Origin of the sequence: Yersinia sp. 1252 StPb PI (assembly GCF_048593885.1) — a bacterium.
GTDB classification, from domain to species: Bacteria; Pseudomonadota; Gammaproteobacteria; order Enterobacterales; family Enterobacteriaceae; genus Yersinia; species Yersinia enterocolitica_E.
The window spans coordinates 1-16,413 of sequence record NZ_JAZGQE010000107.1 but is presented as its reverse complement, the minus strand read 5'-3'; the positions used below and the strand labels follow the sequence as shown (position 1 = coordinate 16,413).

The following is a 16,413-nucleotide window of genomic DNA, read 5'->3' as shown; positions in this document are numbered from 1 at the left end:
CGGACTGATACATCAAAAGCACCTGATATTACTTGGCCTTCGGTTAATTAATTGTGAAAGAAGAAGCCGAGCTATTAGGCCCGGCTTGATAACAGTGATGATTACTCATCTAATCTCGCGCTATAAGGCAATTCGATGAACTCAATGTAGCGCGGATCATCATCTTCAACTGCTACAATATTGGGCCATTCTTTTTTATCTTGCGGGCATGAAAACTCAGCCACAACAATCCCATCAACTATATTTACATGTTTCATATTGAATACCCCGCAGCATAAAAATAACAACTGAAAGTGCTGGTGCTACTGCTAACCGCAAGTGTAATAGTGGTTGGTGTGATAATAGGGACTTCACTGAAGTTTGATGTGTGGCTTTCTGTTGCATTCATATAATTAGCAATGCGTTGATTACCTATCGCGCCAGCCCCGCTTATGTCTGCTGAAATTGGCCCCGCAGTAGTTGATGACATTGTAATCGAGCCAGACACGCTGATTGCATTTCTTGGGATTACCCCACCCACGCTTATCGGAGAGCTGGCAACATTTGATGTAGTACCGTACATGGCTGTGTATTGAATTGAGACATGCCGCCCCTGCACTATCACAACATTAAAGCGCGATGATGCATCAGTGGGTACAACAGTTAGTAATGCTGAAGCTGTATACCCAGTTGGCATGGTTACAGCGCAAGTTTCTGGTACAGCTGCCGATGTCGCGTTAACAGCAAACAAGGCTGACACTTGAGTTGTCGGGTTGTAAATCGCATATAAAGCAACGAACCCACTGACAGGTGCAGTGCCTGTATTCATTCCTCCCGCGCCCGTTGTAGCCAGGTTAATTGTCTTGTTGAAATTAGCGAGCTTATATTGCAGCCCACCCAACTCCGTTTGGACAACGATTTCATCTGCCGTGAAAGTGGCTGTTGCCGATGCTGCTGTAACACTCATTTTTGCATTGCGTGACGTGCCGACAACCCCAGTTAACTGCGGCAGATGTACGACGTCGCCCAAACCAAGGTTTGCGAGACTATTGATACTTTAGCCATTCCCATAAAAGTGACACACTCCAATCATTTTTAATGGGGAATAAAACATGCTTATTGGCTATATCCGAGTGTCAACAAATGACCAAAATACCGAGTTGCAGAGAGCCGCTCTTATTAGTGCAAATTGCGAACAAATATTTGAAGATAAAATTAGCGGTAAATCATCAGACCGACCAGGTTTGAAGCGCGCAATGCGCACCATGTCGCAAGGGGATACATTGGTTGTGTGGAAACTTGATAGGCTGGGGCGTAGCGTTCGCCACCTAATTGGTTTGATTGAAGAGCTTAAAGACCGTGGTGTGCACTTCCGTAGTTTGACCGATAGCATTGATACCAGCACTGCGATGGGCCGGTTTTTCTTTCATGTCATGTCAGCACTGGCAGAAATGGAACGCGAGCTAATAGTGGAGCGCACGCTTGCTGGCCTTGCTGTTGCTAGGGCTGAGGGCCGAGTAGGAGGGCGGCGCAGGATAATGACAACTGAAGTTGTTGCGCGAGCTAGACGAATGTTTGCAAATGGCGCAAGCATGCATCAAGTGGCTTTGGTGCTCGATGTATCACCTAAAACTATCTACAAATACATCCCAGCAGAAGAGCGTCACAGGTTAATATAAAAGTCATGTAAAATGAGAAAACCAATCTAGCTTTTGAATTATCAAACTATCTGAATCGTTTTCTCATTTTTTTAGGCGCGCTACACCGGGCTTAATTGCCCGGCCTATACATTCGCATTATTGGCTGGTGGCTTAAGGCTGGAGCCAATCATCAGCACTTTCCCACGTATCCTTCAAAATATCTTCGACCGTTTTCTTATCCTCGTTACCCCCGCCAAGAACCGTTAACCCATCAGCTCCCGCAAACCTCACCTTTACGTCAATATCGCTAAATTTACGGGTAAGTCGATTCGTTAATTCTTCGGTAAGTGCGTTGGTGTAGCCAACCGGAAAACTCTTCGCGTTCAGCTTATCTATAGTCACTTCAACACGCAGCATAAATCCCCCTCAATTAAATATCGATAACCAGCCACTGATCTGCTTCATCAAACATTTCCTCAACCAGTCGGCTGAGAATAGCCTTATCACCTTTGCTGGCGTCGGTATTGATGCCGTTCGCTTGCATTGGCTTAACCTTGACCTCAGCTTTAGGGAATACACGGTGCACGCGCTTTGTTAGTTCAGCCAGGATTAGTTCATTGGCACCTGGTATCTCTTTCACGTTTCGCTTATCGTAAACCAGTTCAACTTTCATGATTTCATACCTCATTAAGTAACTGGTTTTTTATACAGTATATTGAATGGGGAGTTCAATCTGTTTTTACGGAAACCGATCGATAAGATACTAAATATTTACTTCTTCACTTCAACTCCCATCCTTTTATAATGATTTGCACTGGTGGATACACTCAAACTCTAGCAGTGAGAAATAAACCGGATAACCAACCGGATAAAAATTAAAGTTGATAATTATAAATAACATAAAATTCAATGGGTTAATTATATATATGGCTATTCTGAGTGAGTATGAGTGGCAGGCAATTATTCTGAGTCTGAAGGTTTCAGCGGTTGCGGTGGCGTGCAGTTTGCCGTTAGGCATTTTAATGGCGTGGATTTTAGTGCGCTGCCGTTTTCCCGGTAAATCGTTGTTAGACAGTATTATTCACTTACCACTGGTGCTGCCACCCGTGGTGATTGGCTATTTATTGTTGATAAGCATGGGGCGGCGCGGTTTTATTGGCGAGTGGCTCTATAGCTGGTTTGGCATTAATTTCAGTTTTAGTTGGCGTGGTGCGGCGTTAGCCTCGGCGGTGGTGGCCTTTCCGCTGATGGTGAGGGCTATCCGGCTGGCGTTGGAAGCAGTTGATACGCGTCTGGAACTGGCGGCCCGCACGCTAGGAGCCAATCCGTGGCGGGTGTTTTTCACCATTACGTTACCGCTCTCTTTACCGGGGGTGATTGCTGGCACCGTGCTCTCTTTTGCCCGTTCACTGGGGGAGTTTGGGGCGACCATCACTTTCGTCTCCAATATTCCCGGTGAAACCCGCACTATTCCACTGGCAATGTACACACTGATTGAAACCCCTGGGGCGGAAGCTGCTGCTGCGCGTTTGTGTGTCATTGCCATTATTCTGTCGTTGGTGGCGTTGTTATTATCCGAATGGCTGGCCCGCTGGGGTAAAAAACGCATGGGGGCACCATGTTAGAGCTGGATTTCAGTCAGCAACTGGGCGATTTGGATTTACGTGTTTCCACCAATCTGCCCGCCCAAGGTATCACCGCTATTTTCGGGTTGTCGGGGGCCGGTAAAACTTCATTAATTAATGTCATTGGTGGCCTGACCCGCCCGCAGCAAGGCAAAGTGGTGTTAAATGGCCGGGTGCTGGTGGATGCCGAGCAGCAAATCTATCTGCCGCCGGAAAAACGCAAAGTCGGTTACGTATTTCAGGATGCGCGCTTATTTCCCCATTATCGGGTGCGGGGCAATTTACAATACGGCATGGCCCCGTCAATGCGTGGGCAATTTGACACAATTGTCGGTTTGCTGGGTATCGAGCCACTATTAAGTCGTTTCCCACTGACCCTCTCTGGCGGCGAGAAACAGCGTGTTGCTATTGGGCGCGCATTATTGACCGCCCCCGAGCTGTTGTTGATGGATGAGCCACTGGCCTCTCTGGATTTGCCCCGCAAACGTGAGCTGCTGCCTTATCTGGAGCGGTTGGCGCAAGATGTTAACACCCCTATTTTGTATGTCAGTCACAGCATGGATGAGATCCTGCGGCTGGCAGATCAAGTGGTGGTTATGGATGGTGGCAAAGTGCGCGCGGTCGGCGGGCTGGAGGAAGTGTGGGCCAGTAGTGCATTGCGCCCGTGGCTGCAACGGGAAGAACCGAGCAGCATACTGCGGGTCAGTGTCATTGGTCACCACGACCGCTATGCCATGACCGCGCTGGCGTTAGGTGATCAGCGATTGTGGGTGGGTAAGCTTGATGCGCACGAGGGTAGCTCAATGCGTATTCGGATTAATGCAGCCGATGTTTCGTTGGTATTACAGCCACCGCAAAGTAGCAGTATCCGTAATATCTTGCCGGTAAAAATTGCCGAATGCCTTGAGGTGGATGGGCAGGTCGATGTCAAACTCGCGGTTGGTGATCAATGGCTGTGGGCGCGGATCACGCCGTGGGCACGGGATGAATTGGCGCTTAAACCCGGTCAGTGGGTGTATGCACAGATAAAAAGTGTCTCGTTTAACCGCAAGAATTGAGGGCGCTAACCCCTGGGTTCATCCGACGATAAAACGCCCGTCAGCCGGGCGTATTTTACTATCAAGCCAGAACATGCTGGCGGATGACGCCAGCGATTCCAGGCTGTTCGTTATCGGCAATCACCAGGTCAGCCCGCTGTTTGATAGCATCGGCGCTGTTCCCCATCGCTACCCCCAAACCGGCGCTTTCCAGCATGCTCAGATCATTAAAGTTATCACCAAAGGCAACCACATCTTTCATGCTCAAACCCTGAGATTCAACCCATTGCTGTAGCCGCTTACCTTTGCTGTTACCCGCCTGTGCGATATCAACTTGATCATGCCATGACCATTCGCAGGCCAACCCCATTTCATTCTCAATCTGGGTTGCGAGCGCTCTCAGTTGCTCAATATCCGAGTGTGAAGTGGCAAATTTCCAGATGGAACTGGCAGTGTGGGCCGCATCGAGCAAGCTATCAACATGGAGTAGCGTCGGGCGCTGAGCGGGTGGTAATGACTCAGCCCAACTGAGTGAGCGAATCACATGTCCGCTGGTTTGTTGATAGAGCATGGCATCGTCCACATACATTAGCCCGTGGATACCGGTTTGCTCCAGCAACTGCAACACCTGAACCGCTTGTTGAGGCTGCAAGGGGTTTGAATCTAATACCTTTTTTGCATGGTAATCATAAATATAGGTACCGTTGCAGCAAATTGCAGGTGTATCAAGTTCTAGTGCCTGATAAAACGGGTGAATAGCAACATGATGGCGGCCGGTCACCACTACCACTTTGATGCCCTCAGCACGGGCTTGTGCCAGTGCGGACAAGGATTCTGGCAGAATACGTTTTTTGTGATCCAGTAGCGTTCCGTCTAGATCCAGTGCAATTATGCGATATGTCATGGCAGCTATAGTCTCGTCGATAAGGGCATTAATAGTATGTTTGCATAGTATTACTTGATGGTACACCGGATGGTGGGTTGATTAAACCAAGCTTGGGAGTGGGTAGCATAATCAGCTAAAAATAAGCAGGATAAGTTTTAAACAGCGCGACAGCAGACTGTTGTTATGTCCGCCGAGTCAGGTAAGCTAGGCTAAATTATTCGCAATTTTGCAATTGTGTTAAGCGCAAGGTTTGTTTGGAAAGACAAATTCGGCCAATTAAAGTTGCCTATACTCTAAATAATTCGAGTTGCAGGAAGGCGGCAAGCGAGTGAGTTCCGATGAGTTGACGCCAGTCAATGATTCGGGTGATTGAACGAAGCCAACACACATGCAGCTTGAAGTATGACGAGTATAATAGGTTCGACTAAGGAGTAGAGATGAAGCAAGTGGTTTACGTGGCAAGCCCAGACAGTCAGCAGATCCATGTTTGGCAATTAGATTCCGCCGGTGCATTAACCTTATTGCAAACGGTAGAGGTGCCGGGGCAAGTGCAGCCGATGACAATCAATCCAAACCAGCGCCAGTTATATGTTGGGGTGCGCCCCGATTTTGCCATTATCAGCTACAACATCAGTGACGATGGCACATTGACCGCTGCTGGCAGGGCACCACTTCCAGGCAGCCCAACGCACATCGGCACTGATTTACAAGGCCGCTTCCTGTTCTCTGCTTCTTATAGCTTTAACTGTGTCAGCATTAGCCCTATTGATGAGCAGGGTGTGGTACAGGCACCTATTCAGCAATTGGATGATTTGCCTGCTCCACATTCGGCGAATATTGATCCGACCAATCAAATCTTACTGGTACCTTGCCTGAAAGAAGATAAGGTGCGGTTATTTGATCTGAGCCTTGAGGGTAAACTGACGCCACACGCTCAGGCGGTGATACCGGTTGCTGCCGGTGCAGGCCCACGTCATATGGCCTTCCACCCCAATAAACACGTCGCCTATTGTGTTAACGAGCTGAATAGCTCGGTAGATGTGTATCTAATCAGCAAAAACGGCCAGGAATACCAGCTAATACAGACGCTGGATGCGATGCCAACAGACTTTACCGGCACTCGTTGGGCGGCTGATATCCATATTACGCCAAATGGCCGTCATCTCTATATCAGTGACCGTACTGCCAGTCTGCTGGGTATTTTCAGTGTTTCTGAGGATGGGCGTGAGATTACGTTGGTCGGGCACCAACAGACTGAAGCACAGCCACGCGGTTTTAATATCGATAACAGTGGTAACTTCCTGATCTCTTCCGGCCAGAAGTCGGATCATATTGCCGTGTATCGTATTGATCAACACAGCGGTGAGCTAACCACCCTGAAGCGCTATGCGGTAGGGAAAGGGCCAATGTGGGTCACTATTTTGGCCCCCAGAGTTTAAAAATAATATTACCGGGCGGGGAAATGTGTCGAAGGGGTCGTAACGGCGTAAGCCGTCGCAACGCCCATCGGTGCTGTTGCCCCGCCAGTCTGCGGACGATATTGCCCACCACTGCTTTAGTGGATATTTACTATCGCCGCTTTCACCGCATCCGTTAACTGCGCCAGTGATTGCGGCGAGATAATATAAGGCGGCATCAGGTAAATCAGTTTACCAAACGGGCGGATCCACACGCCGTGCTCGACAAATTGCCGTTGCAGGCGCGCGACGTTAACCGGCTCTTTCATTTCCACTACCCCAATTGCCCCTAATACCCGCACATCGGCCACTGCTTCATGTTCTGCAAGTGGCATTAACGCGTGTTTCAATTGGTTTTCTATGGCGACAACCTGCTGTTGCCAGTGATTCTCAGCCAACAGACTCAAGCTTGCCGAGGCGACAGCGCAAGCCAATGGATTAGCCATAAATGTCGGGCCGTGCATAAAGCAACCCGCATCACCGTTACTGATGGTTTCTGCCACCTTACGGGTAGTTAAGGTAGCCGATAAGGTCAGGTAGCCGCCGGTCAATGCCTTACCTAAACACAGAATGTCCGGCACGATTTGCGCATGTTCGCAGGCGAAAAATTTGCCGGTGCGGCCAAAACCGGTAGCGATTTCATCGGCAATCAACAAAATCTGGTGCTGATCGCACAATGCCCTGACCTCACGCAAATAGGCGGGGTGATAGATACGCATTCCACCGGCACCTTGCACTATCGGTTCCAGAATGACTGCGGCTATCTCGCTGGAATGTGTGGCTATCATTTCAGCAAAATCAGTGATGTCTTCCGGGTTCCACGCCTGGTCGAAGCGGCATTGTGGCGCGCGGGCAAACAGATTTTCAGCTAAATACCCCTGATACAAACTGTGCATTGAATTCTGGGGATCACAAACTGACATCGCACCAAAAGTATCACCATGGTAGCCGTGGCGCAGGGTTAAAATCCGTTGCCGCCGTTCACCTTTGGCCTGCCAGTATTGCAATGCCATTTTCAACGCCACTTCAACGGCCACCGAACCCGAATCAGCGAGAAAAACACACTCTAGTGCCGAAGGGGTTAGAGCAACCAACTGTTGGCAGAGTTCCACGGCGGGCGGGTGGGTGATACCCCCAAACATCACATGGGACATTTTATCCAACTGCTGATGTGCCGCATGGTTCAGTACCGGATGATTATAGCCGTGAATGGCCGCCCACCATGATGACATGCCATCGATCAGACGTCGGCCATCAGCCAGTTGCAGCTCAACGCCGTCGGCCGCGACCACCGGATAGCAGGGAAGTGGGTCAGTCATTGAGGTGTAGGGGTGCCAGATATGACGTTGATCAAAAGCCAGGTCAGAAGGTGTCATGAGGATTGTTGTAAACCAATTCATTGCAAGAATGGTTGACAGTATATCGAGTTTATTTACACTGGCGAAACTTTTTTCTCTTCCCTGGAGAAGCCGTAATGGCAAATTATATTCGCTGGACAGTCGGGCAAGCCCAGGCCCTGTTTGAAAAACCACTGCTGGATTTATTGTTTGAAGCGCAGCAGATTCATCGTCAGCATTTTGACTCGCGTCAGGTGCAAGTCAGTACTTTGCTGTCGATTAAGACCGGTGCTTGCCCGGAAGATTGCAAATATTGCCCGCAAAGCTCGCGTTACAAAACTGGCTTGGAAAGTGAGCGCTTAATGCAGGTTGAACAAGTGCTGGAGTCAGCGAAAAAGGCCAAAGCCGCCGGCTCAACCCGTTTCTGTATGGGCGCGGCCTGGAAGAATCCCCATGAGCGTGACATGCCTTATCTGGAGAAAATGGTTGAAGGTGTCAAGGCCATGGGGATGGAAACCTGTATGACGCTTGGCTCGCTGGATAAACAGCAAGCTCACCGGTTGGCAGAGGCTGGGCTGGATTATTACAACCACAATCTTGATACCTCGCCGGAATTCTACGGCAGCATCATTACCACCCGCAGTTATCAGGAACGGCTCGATACCCTCAGTGAAGTTCGTGATGCCGGTATCAAAGTCTGTTCGGGAGGCATTGTCGGGTTGGGCGAAACTGTCCGCGACCGCGCAGGGCTACTGGTACAACTGGCGAATTTGCCCAAACCGCCTGAAAGTGTGCCGATCAATATGCTGGTAAAAGTGAAAGGCACGCCGCTGGAAAATAACGACGACGTCGATGCTTTCGAGTTTATCCGCACCATCGCTATCGCACGTATCATGATGCCAACCTCTTACGTGCGTTTATCTGCCGGTCGCGAACAAATGAACGAGCAAACGCAGGCGATGTGCTTTATGGCAGGGGCTAACTCTATTTTCTACGGCTGTAAATTGCTTACCACGGCGAATCCTGAAGAAGATAAAGATCTGCAATTGTTCCGTAAATTGGGGCTGAATCCACAGCAAACCGCCACCGAGCAAGGGGATCGCGAACAGCAGCAAGTATTGACTGAGCAACTCTTGCAGCGTGACTCATTGCCCGGCGAGAGCACACAATTTTATAACGCGGCAATCTGATGAACTGGCAAAGCAAGATAGAGCAGGGGCTGCAACAGCGACGCGACGCCGCGGCCTACCGTAGCCGTCAGGTTAATGAGGGGGCGAGTGGGCGCTGGTTGCAATCAGCAGAACGGCGTTATCTCAACTTCTCCAGCAATGATTATCTGGGGTTAAGTCAGGATCCTGACGTGATTGCGGCGTGGCAGCAGGGGGCGCAACGCTATGGTGTTGGCAGTGGTGGCTCTGGCCATGTTACCGGCTATAGCCGGCCTCATGCCCAACTGGAACACCAATTGGCGGACTGGCTGGGTTATCCGCGTGCATTGTTGTTTATCTCAGGCTACGCGGCAAATCAGGCAGTATTGGCGGCGTTAACTACCGCCGACGACAGGATACTGGCCGATAAACTCAGCCACGCCTCTTTGCTGGAGGCGGCTGCACACTCTCCGGCTCAATTGCGGCGCTTTGTGCATAATCAGCCCGATGCGCTACAAAACCTACTCGATAAACCCTGTGCGGGCCAAACATTGGTAGTCACCGAAGGCGTGTTTAGTATGGACGGTGATAGCGCTCCACTGGCTGCTTTGCAGCAAAAAACAGTGGCGGCGGGTGGCTGGTTACTGGTGGATGATGCGCACGGAATTGGGGTGTGTGGCGAAGGTGGCCGTGGTAGTTGCTGGCAGCAAGGGGTAAAACCTGAACTGTTAGTGGTCACTTTTGGCAAGGCATTCGGCCTGAGTGGGGCGGCAGTGTTGTGTCAGGAGCCGGTTGCCGAGTATCTGCTGCAATATGCCCGTCACCTGATTTACAGCACCGCGATGCCGCCAGCACAGGCTTGTGCGCTGCAAGCGGCACTATTACGTATTCAGCAAGGTGATGACTTGCGACAGCAGCTTCAGCAACGTATTGCGCAATTTCGGCGTGGAGCGGCAGACTTACCGTTGCAATTAGGGGCATCTAAAACCGCTATCCAGCCACTGCTGGTGGGTGACAATCAGCAAACACTGACACTGGCGGAGCAACTACGCGCCGAGGGGTTATGGGTAACGGCGATTCGCCCTCCAACAGTCCCGCCGGGGGGGGCCAGATTGCGTATTACCCTGAGTGCTGCGCATCAATGTGATGATATCGACAGATTGCTGGAGGTGCTGTATGGCGTTTGTCGCTGATAATCCACGATTACCCTTGGTTGATAAACCGGCGATTGCGGCTGCATTTAGCCGGGCTGCTGGCAGCTACGACTCAGCGGCAAGTTTGCAACGAGAAACGGGGAATACCTTATTAGCGCTGGGTTATCAGCATCCTGGTGCGTCGGTGCTGGATGCCGGGTGCGGTACTGGCTATTTTAGCCGCTGTTGGCGTGAACGAGACAGATATGTAACTGCGCTAGATTTGGCCGCCGGAATGTTGGATCACGCCCGGCGACAGCAGGCTGCGGACAGCTATTTATTGGCTGATATTGAGAATATACCGCTGCCAGATCAAAGCGTTGATATTTGTTTTAGTAATCTGGCGCTACAGTGGTGTGCTGATTTAGCGCAGGCGCTAGCTGAGTTATATCGTGTCACGCGAGTTGGCGGCATCATCCTGTTTTCTACCCTGGCAAAGGGGTCTCTTGACGAGCTGGGGCAGGCGTGGCAACAGGTAGATGGCAAGCGCCATGTGAATGATTTTCTCCCCTTTCAGCATATCAGTGACGCTTGTCAGGGGTATCGCCATCACCTGACAACCGAGTTATATCAGCAACAGTTTCCTGATGTAATTGCGCTTATGCGCTCTCTGCAAGGCATTGGTGCTACGCATTTACATCAGGGGCGTCATTCCGGGTTAAGTGGTCGCCAACGGCTGGTGGCCCTGCAACGCGCTTATAGCACCCAATCTGGCACCTACCCGCTGAGTTACCACTTAGTTTATGGGGTTATCTATCGTGACTAAACGTTGGTTTATCACTGGCACGGATACCGATGTCGGTAAGACAGTTGCCAGTTGTGCCTTACTGCAAGCCGCAGCCCAGCAGGGCTATCGCACCGCCGGTTATAAACCGGTGGCATCCGGCAGCCAGATGACGCCTGACGGATTGCGCAACAGTGATGCTTTGGCGCTACAAGCAAACAGCAGTGCGGCACTTAGTTATTCACAGGTGAATCCGCTCACGTTTCTGGAGGCCACCTCGCCCCATATTGCCAGCGAAGGGCTTGAGATTGATTTGTCAATTTTATCGCAAGGACTACAGCAGCTTGAGCACTCAGCCGAATGGATATTGGTCGAAGGGGCTGGCGGCTGGTTTACCCCACTGTCGCCACAGGCAACTTTTGCCGATTGGGTTTTACGAGAGCAATTGCCAGTAATTATGGTTGTTGGCATCAAGTTGGGATGTATCAATCATGCTTTGTTGACCGCTTTGGCTATCCGACAAGCTGGGCTGAAACTGGTGGGGTGGATAGCTAATGAGGTGATACCTGCGGGGGGGCGACAAGTTGAGTATATGGCAACATTGACACAGATGATCAGTGCCCCGCGATTAGGTGTCGTTCCCTATCTGACGGACCTTGACGTGTATCCCATCACCCAGCGGCGTGATCTTGGTGGCTATTTGGATTTAGGACTTTTGGCTGAGGTGCCACTGAGCTGAATTTTTGACGGCGATATGACCCTAAAGGGCTAATAGATATTATTAGCCCTGAGTTTTTTGCGGAGTATGGCCGCTATCATCGGCTTTAGTTTGCATGAGGGAGAAACCACTCTGCGCCATATTAACTGGCCAAATGCGTAATAATCATCTCTTCATCCAATTGAGCCAATGTTCCTTGTGCCACATTTCGGCCATCGGCCATCAAACAGAATCGATCCGCCACATGCTGAATAAAGGGTAAACGGTGTTCAACCAAAAGTACCGTCAAACCCAGGCTACGACTGAGCTGATGTAGGATATTGCCAATATCCTCAGTCAACGGCGGTAAAATACCACTCCCCGGTTCATCAAGAATCAACAGTTCTGGCTCTGTCACCAGTGCTCTGGCAATGGCCAACTGCTGTTGTTGATTACGGGTTAGCTCCCCACCACGTTGGGTGCGTTTGTCATACAGTTGGGGGAATATATCAAAAATCCAGCCCGGAATTTGGCGCGACTTATGGCGGCCCGCCAGCACGGCTATCAGCATATTCTCCTCCACACTCAGTTGAGAGAAGATCTGCTGCCCTTGTGGTACATAGCCAATACCCAGAGCAGTGCGCCCCTCAACCGGCTGCTGTAGCAAATTCTGCGGCGGTTCATGATTCGGTTGCCAGGTCATGGTGCCACTCTTAATTGGCAGATGCCCCATGATGCAATTAATTAACGTCGTTTTTCCTACGCCATTACGGCCAATCAGGCAGGTACACTGCCCACGGGGGATCTCGAGATTAATATCCCAAAGGATATGATTCTGTCCATAGTATTGATTCACAGCGGTTAAACTCAGCATCAGTGCTTCTCCTCAGTCGATCTCAGTAGTTCACAGGTGGCCCGGTGTTCTGTAACGGCTAGTGAAGGATTAACCAGCAAATCTGCATACTTGGTAGCGGCAGTACAGCATAAAACACCACACTTCTAACGGGTGGTTGTCGGTGTAAATTGAGGTGAAATGGGCGAATTGCGGCATTAAATGGCATCAACAGGCTATTTTTATCCTTAATCACCCTGCGATAGGATGATTTTTAGTCTATTAATGCGTTGCACCACTTTAGACCATTTCCCCTTTAATCTCTCCGTTTCACAGAGATATAAAGCAACTCTTGGGCCAAGTTGCTATACAGAGAGTAAAATCTGTTTGTTAACAGGCTGTAAATGGTTTTAACGCGCAGCGTGGGGTAAAAATAGCTCAGCCTGGCGGGGTGCGAGCGTAGAGTGATGGCGAGCTTGCACTTAAGCGGTGCTTTGGTGGAGAAAATGGTGCAGTAGAAAAAGAGAGAGGTCAGAGGTCATTAGATGCAGGTGTTAACTAGTGAAAATTATAGAATTAGCAAGCTACATAGTTAGCACTAATTGAAATATGCGGTGAAATAAAAATGTAAAAAAAACACTAAAAAAGCCAGTTAGTCCCCATTTATCTCCCAAGCTTTGCTTTTCGCCAACTCCCAGCCGCTGTGGGGTTGAATGAGTTATCCACCATTCCTGTGGATAACCTTGTGCATTAGCCATAGAAAACTGATGGCAAGCGAGAGCGGGCGCGGCTTGCGCTCCTGTTGTCCGCATTCTCTACTTTTTAATAATTTATTTTACTTTCAATGGGTTATTTAAAATCAAGCGCTGAAAAATCATAACTGGTGCTGATGAGTGATCTTTAATCGATTAGTTATCACTAATGTGTTTATGTTAACAGTTGGGGATAAAAACGCTTTTACAGTGCAGCTGTCGTTTAGATGTCACTGTAACGAGGCAAACAATCTCTTGGTGAAAGAAATTCCTACATTTTGGTGCTTGAAGCTGGTTTTATATCCAGTATCATAGAGGTGGCAAAATTCTATGGGGCTTTCATAATTAGCCTCCTGATAGTGTGTGTTTCTCCAGTGGGTAGCAAATTCATGAGTAAATTATTCAAACTACATTCTGAGTTTAAGCCAGCAGGCGACCAGCCTGAGGCTATCCGTAAACTGGAAGAAGGGCTAGAGAATGGTCTGGCTCATCAGACACTGTTGGGAGTAACGGGATCGGGTAAAACCTTTACGATAGCCAATGTTATTGCTGATTTGAATCGCCCAACCATGGTGCTGGCACCCAATAAAACATTGGCAGCACAGCTTTATGGTGAGATGAAAGAGTTCTTTCCCGATAACGCGGTAGAGTATTTCGTCTCCTACTATGACTACTACCAGCCTGAAGCCTATGTCCCAAGTTCTGATACGTTTATTGAAAAAGATGCCTCGGTAAATGAGCATATCGAGCAAATGCGGCTATCTGCGACCAAAGCACTGCTGGAAAGACGTGATGTTATCGTGGTGGCGTCGGTTTCTGCGATTTATGGTCTGGGTGATCCTGATTTATACCTGAAAATGATGCTGCATCTGACTAAGGGTATGATCATTGATCAGCGCTCTATTTTGCGTCGCTTATCCGAATTGCAGTACAGCCGTAATGATCAGGTATTCCAGCGCGGTACCTTCCGGGTGCGTGGTGAAGTTATCGACATCTTCCCCGCAGAATCTGATGAATGGGCGCTACGGGTAGAGTTGTTCGATGAAGAGGTCGAACGGTTGTCCATCTTTGATCCATTGACAGGCCAGTTACAGCATGAAGTACCGCGCTTTACGGTCTATCCTAAAACGCACTACGTTACCCCGCGCGAGCGTATTTTGCAGGCCATGGAAGAGATCAAAGTCGAACTGGCCGACCGCCGTCAGGTGCTATTAGCCAATAACAAGTTGTTGGAAGAGCAACGTATTAGCCAGCGGACCCAGTTTGACCTTGAAATGATGAATGAGCTGGGCTATTGCTCCGGTATTGAAAACTATTCCCGCTACCTTTCGGGCCGTGGTCCAGGTGAAGCGCCACCGACGCTATTTGACTATCTACCGGCAGACGGTCTGTTGGTGGTTGATGAATCCCACGTCACTATTCCGCAAATTGGCGGGATGTACAAAGGTGACCGCTCACGCAAAGAAACACTGGTGGAATATGGTTTCCGGCTGCCATCGGCACTGGATAACCGGCCAATGCGGTTTGAAGAGTTTGAAGCACTGGCACCACAAACTATTTATGTTTCAGCAACTCCGGGTAAATATGAACTGGAGAAATCCGGTGGCGATATCATCGATCAGGTCGTGCGGCCGACGGGCCTGCTCGATCCGTTAATTGAAGTCCGGCCGGTAGCCACACAGGTTGATGACTTACTGTCAGAGATCCGTATTCGCGCAGCGATTAACGAGCGGGTGCTGGTGACCACGCTGACCAAACGTATGGCTGAAGACCTGACCGAGTATCTGGGAGAGCATGGTGCCCGTGTTCGTTACCTGCATTCGGATATTGATACCGTTGAACGGGTAGAGATCATTCGTGATCTGCGTTTGGGTGAGTTTGATGTATTGGTGGGAATCAACTTACTGCGCGAAGGTTTGGATATGCCGGAGGTTTCTCTGGTCGCAATTCTTGATGCTGATAAAGAAGGTTTCCTGCGTTCTGAACGCTCTTTAATCCAGACCATTGGCCGTGCGGCGCGTAACCTTAATGGTAAAGCAATACTGTATGGCGACAGAATTACCGCCTCAATGGAAAAGGCTATTGGTGAAACGGAACGGCGCCGTGTCAAACAGCAAGCTTACAACGAAGAACGTGGCATCATTCCGCAAGGGTTGAACAAGAAGATTGGCGATATTTTGCAACTGGGCCAAGCCTCTTCCCGTGGTAAAGGGAAAGGGCGGGGCGGCAAAGTGGCCGATCCCAATAATTATCACGCCTTGCCACCGAAAGCGCTTGATCAGAAAATCCGTGAGTTGGAGTCTAAAATGTACACCCACGCGCAAAATCTGGAGTTTGAGCAGGCAGCAGAACTGCGCGATCAAGTCCATCAGTTGCGCCAGCAATTTATCGCGATATCTTGATGCTCATCAGCCCTGCATTATGTGGCCGGTAAGCAATGGTGCGACAAATCGGGAATTTATGCTTGTCGCATCAACCTATCCTGATTAAGGTGTGCGACTAATAAAATCATCACCTAGATATACTCAAATAACCTGGCGTTGCAGGTTGGTGGCAAACCCACAATTCAGCAACCCCAAGTCGAAGAGTAAAAGTGCGAGATAAATAATGAGTGATCACTTGTCGAAAGATCCATTACACGGTATTACCCTTGAACAACTGTTGACTAAACTGGTTGAGCATTATGGTTGGGAGGAGTTGGCATACCGTATCAATATCAACTGTTTCATCAGCGATCCCAGTATTAAATCCAGCCTGAAGTTCTTACGCCGTACACCATGGGCTAGAACTAAAGTGGAGGCGCTGTATATACATATGATTGGCAATACTAATTGGTTGAAAGATTAGTTTTAATACACTGACCTTTTAGCCTGTAAAAACAGGCTAAGCCACGATAATTAAAAGCAGCTTTGCTGTTAGAGGTTAATGACAAAGTGCCCGTAGCGGTGAAAGCGGGCAGATCGTCAAGACGCCGTACTTTCTTTGTTAAAACAAGCATCCCTGATGGCGCGGACGCTTTACTCTTCTACCTCTATTTACCTTGCAACATCGAGTCGTTGAGGTTTGTCAACAGTCTGAAACAAGTTTGCTGTTATGTGTTTTTCAT

At 49.4% G+C, this 16,413-nt stretch carries 17 protein-coding genes; 10 read left to right on the top strand and 7 right to left on the bottom strand.

The genetic code is table 11. The features are described from left to right. Positions 1-101: 101 nt before the first annotated feature. Positions 102-257: a hypothetical protein gene (locus tag V2A85_RS15285; protein ID WP_193784628.1), complete on the bottom strand. Its 156-nt coding sequence runs from the start codon at positions 255-257 to the stop codon at positions 102-104. Next, a complete protein-coding gene (locus V2A85_RS15280) occupies positions 254-946 on the bottom strand; it encodes a hypothetical protein (RefSeq protein ID WP_420071772.1) in 693 nt (230 codons plus the stop codon). Before V2A85_RS15280 ends, V2A85_RS15285 begins: the two co-directional genes overlap by 4 nt. Positions 947-1,091: 145 nt before the next feature. Between V2A85_RS15280 and V2A85_RS15275 the strand changes: the two genes are divergently transcribed. Then, on the top strand, positions 1,092-1,658 hold the full coding sequence (locus tag V2A85_RS15275) for a recombinase family protein (RefSeq protein WP_420071771.1): 567 nt from the start codon (positions 1,092-1,094) through the stop codon (positions 1,656-1,658). 132 nt (positions 1,659-1,790) lie between these two features. On the opposite strand, the gene V2A85_RS15270 is transcribed toward V2A85_RS15275, so the two are convergent. Further along, complete coding sequence (locus V2A85_RS15270) at positions 1,791-2,036, bottom strand: DinI-like family protein (RefSeq protein WP_420071770.1); 246 nt, start codon at positions 2,034-2,036, stop codon at positions 1,791-1,793. Positions 2,037-2,049: 13 nt separating this feature from the next. Then, positions 2,050-2,292: a DinI family protein gene (locus V2A85_RS15265; RefSeq protein WP_145525567.1), complete on the bottom strand. Its 243-nt coding sequence runs from the start codon at positions 2,290-2,292 to the stop codon at positions 2,050-2,052. A 253-nt stretch (positions 2,293-2,545) separates the two neighbouring features. Here V2A85_RS15265 and modB point away from each other — a divergent pair, with 253 nt between their 5' ends. Together modB and modC are read left to right on the top strand one after the other, a co-directional pair. After that, positions 2,546-3,244 carry a molybdate ABC transporter permease subunit gene (gene modB / locus V2A85_RS15260; protein ID WP_420071769.1) on the top strand — a complete coding sequence of 233 codons (699 nt, stop codon included), beginning with the start codon at positions 2,546-2,548 and terminating at the stop codon, positions 3,242-3,244. Further along, positions 3,238-4,302, top strand: a complete 1,065-nt coding sequence (gene modC, locus V2A85_RS15255) for a molybdenum ABC transporter ATP-binding protein ModC (RefSeq protein ID WP_420071768.1) — start codon at positions 3,238-3,240, stop codon at positions 4,300-4,302. The genes modB and modC overlap by 7 nt, the downstream gene beginning before the upstream one ends. Before the next feature lie 61 nt (positions 4,303-4,363). Here the strand turns inward: modC and V2A85_RS15250 are convergent, their stop codons facing one another. After that, positions 4,364-5,185 (bottom strand): pyridoxal phosphatase, encoded by an 822-nt coding sequence (locus V2A85_RS15250; RefSeq protein ID WP_420071767.1) that lies wholly within the window; start codon positions 5,183-5,185, stop codon positions 4,364-4,366. A 419-nt stretch (positions 5,186-5,604) separates the two neighbouring features. Here V2A85_RS15250 and pgl point away from each other — a divergent pair, with 419 nt between their 5' ends. Further along, on the top strand, positions 5,605-6,606 hold the full coding sequence (gene pgl, locus V2A85_RS15245; protein WP_420071766.1) for a 6-phosphogluconolactonase: 1,002 nt from the start codon (positions 5,605-5,607) through the stop codon (positions 6,604-6,606). A gap of 116 nt (positions 6,607-6,722) precedes the next feature. Here pgl and bioA read toward each other — a convergent pair whose 3' ends face one another. Then, positions 6,723-8,000 carry an adenosylmethionine--8-amino-7-oxononanoate transaminase gene (bioA, locus tag V2A85_RS15240; protein ID WP_420071765.1) on the bottom strand — a complete coding sequence of 426 codons (1,278 nt, stop codon included), beginning with the start codon at positions 7,998-8,000 and terminating at the stop codon, positions 6,723-6,725. 98 nt (positions 8,001-8,098) lie between these two features. Here bioA and bioB point away from each other — a divergent pair, with 98 nt between their 5' ends. The 4 genes from bioB to bioD are packed head-to-tail and all read left to right on the top strand — an operon-like array spanning position 8,099 to position 11,765. Then, positions 8,099-9,151 (top strand): biotin synthase BioB, encoded by a 1,053-nt coding sequence (gene bioB, locus V2A85_RS15235; RefSeq protein ID WP_372558379.1) that lies wholly within the window; start codon positions 8,099-8,101, stop codon positions 9,149-9,151. Continuing rightward, the gene (gene bioF, locus V2A85_RS15230; RefSeq protein ID WP_420071764.1) at positions 9,151-10,302 is read left to right on the top strand and encodes an 8-amino-7-oxononanoate synthase; all 1,152 of its coding nucleotides are present in this window, start codon (positions 9,151-9,153) and stop codon (positions 10,300-10,302) included. Before bioB ends, bioF begins: the two co-directional genes overlap by 1 nt. Next, a complete protein-coding gene (gene bioC, locus V2A85_RS15225; protein WP_372558381.1) occupies positions 10,286-11,068 on the top strand; it encodes a malonyl-ACP O-methyltransferase BioC in 783 nt (260 codons plus the stop codon). The genes bioF and bioC overlap by 17 nt, the downstream gene beginning before the upstream one ends. Then, entirely contained in the window at positions 11,061-11,765 is a 705-nt protein-coding gene (bioD, locus tag V2A85_RS15220; RefSeq protein WP_420071763.1) for a dethiobiotin synthase, read from the top strand. Before bioC ends, bioD begins: the two co-directional genes overlap by 8 nt. A 121-nt stretch (positions 11,766-11,886) precedes the next feature. On the opposite strand, the gene V2A85_RS15215 is transcribed toward bioD, so the two are convergent. Then, complete coding sequence (locus V2A85_RS15215) at positions 11,887-12,597, bottom strand: ABC transporter ATP-binding protein (protein ID WP_083159528.1); 711 nt, start codon at positions 12,595-12,597, stop codon at positions 11,887-11,889. A 1,099-nt stretch (positions 12,598-13,696) separates the two neighbouring features. Here V2A85_RS15215 and uvrB point away from each other — a divergent pair. Then, positions 13,697-15,709, top strand: a complete 2,013-nt coding sequence (gene uvrB / locus V2A85_RS15210; protein WP_372558384.1) for an excinuclease ABC subunit UvrB — start codon at positions 13,697-13,699, stop codon at positions 15,707-15,709. A gap of 205 nt (positions 15,710-15,914) precedes the next feature. Next, the gene (locus V2A85_RS15205; RefSeq protein ID WP_050087532.1) at positions 15,915-16,154 is read left to right on the top strand and encodes a VF530 family DNA-binding protein; all 240 of its coding nucleotides are present in this window, start codon (positions 15,915-15,917) and stop codon (positions 16,152-16,154) included. The last annotated feature ends 259 nt before the right edge of the window (positions 16,155-16,413 follow it).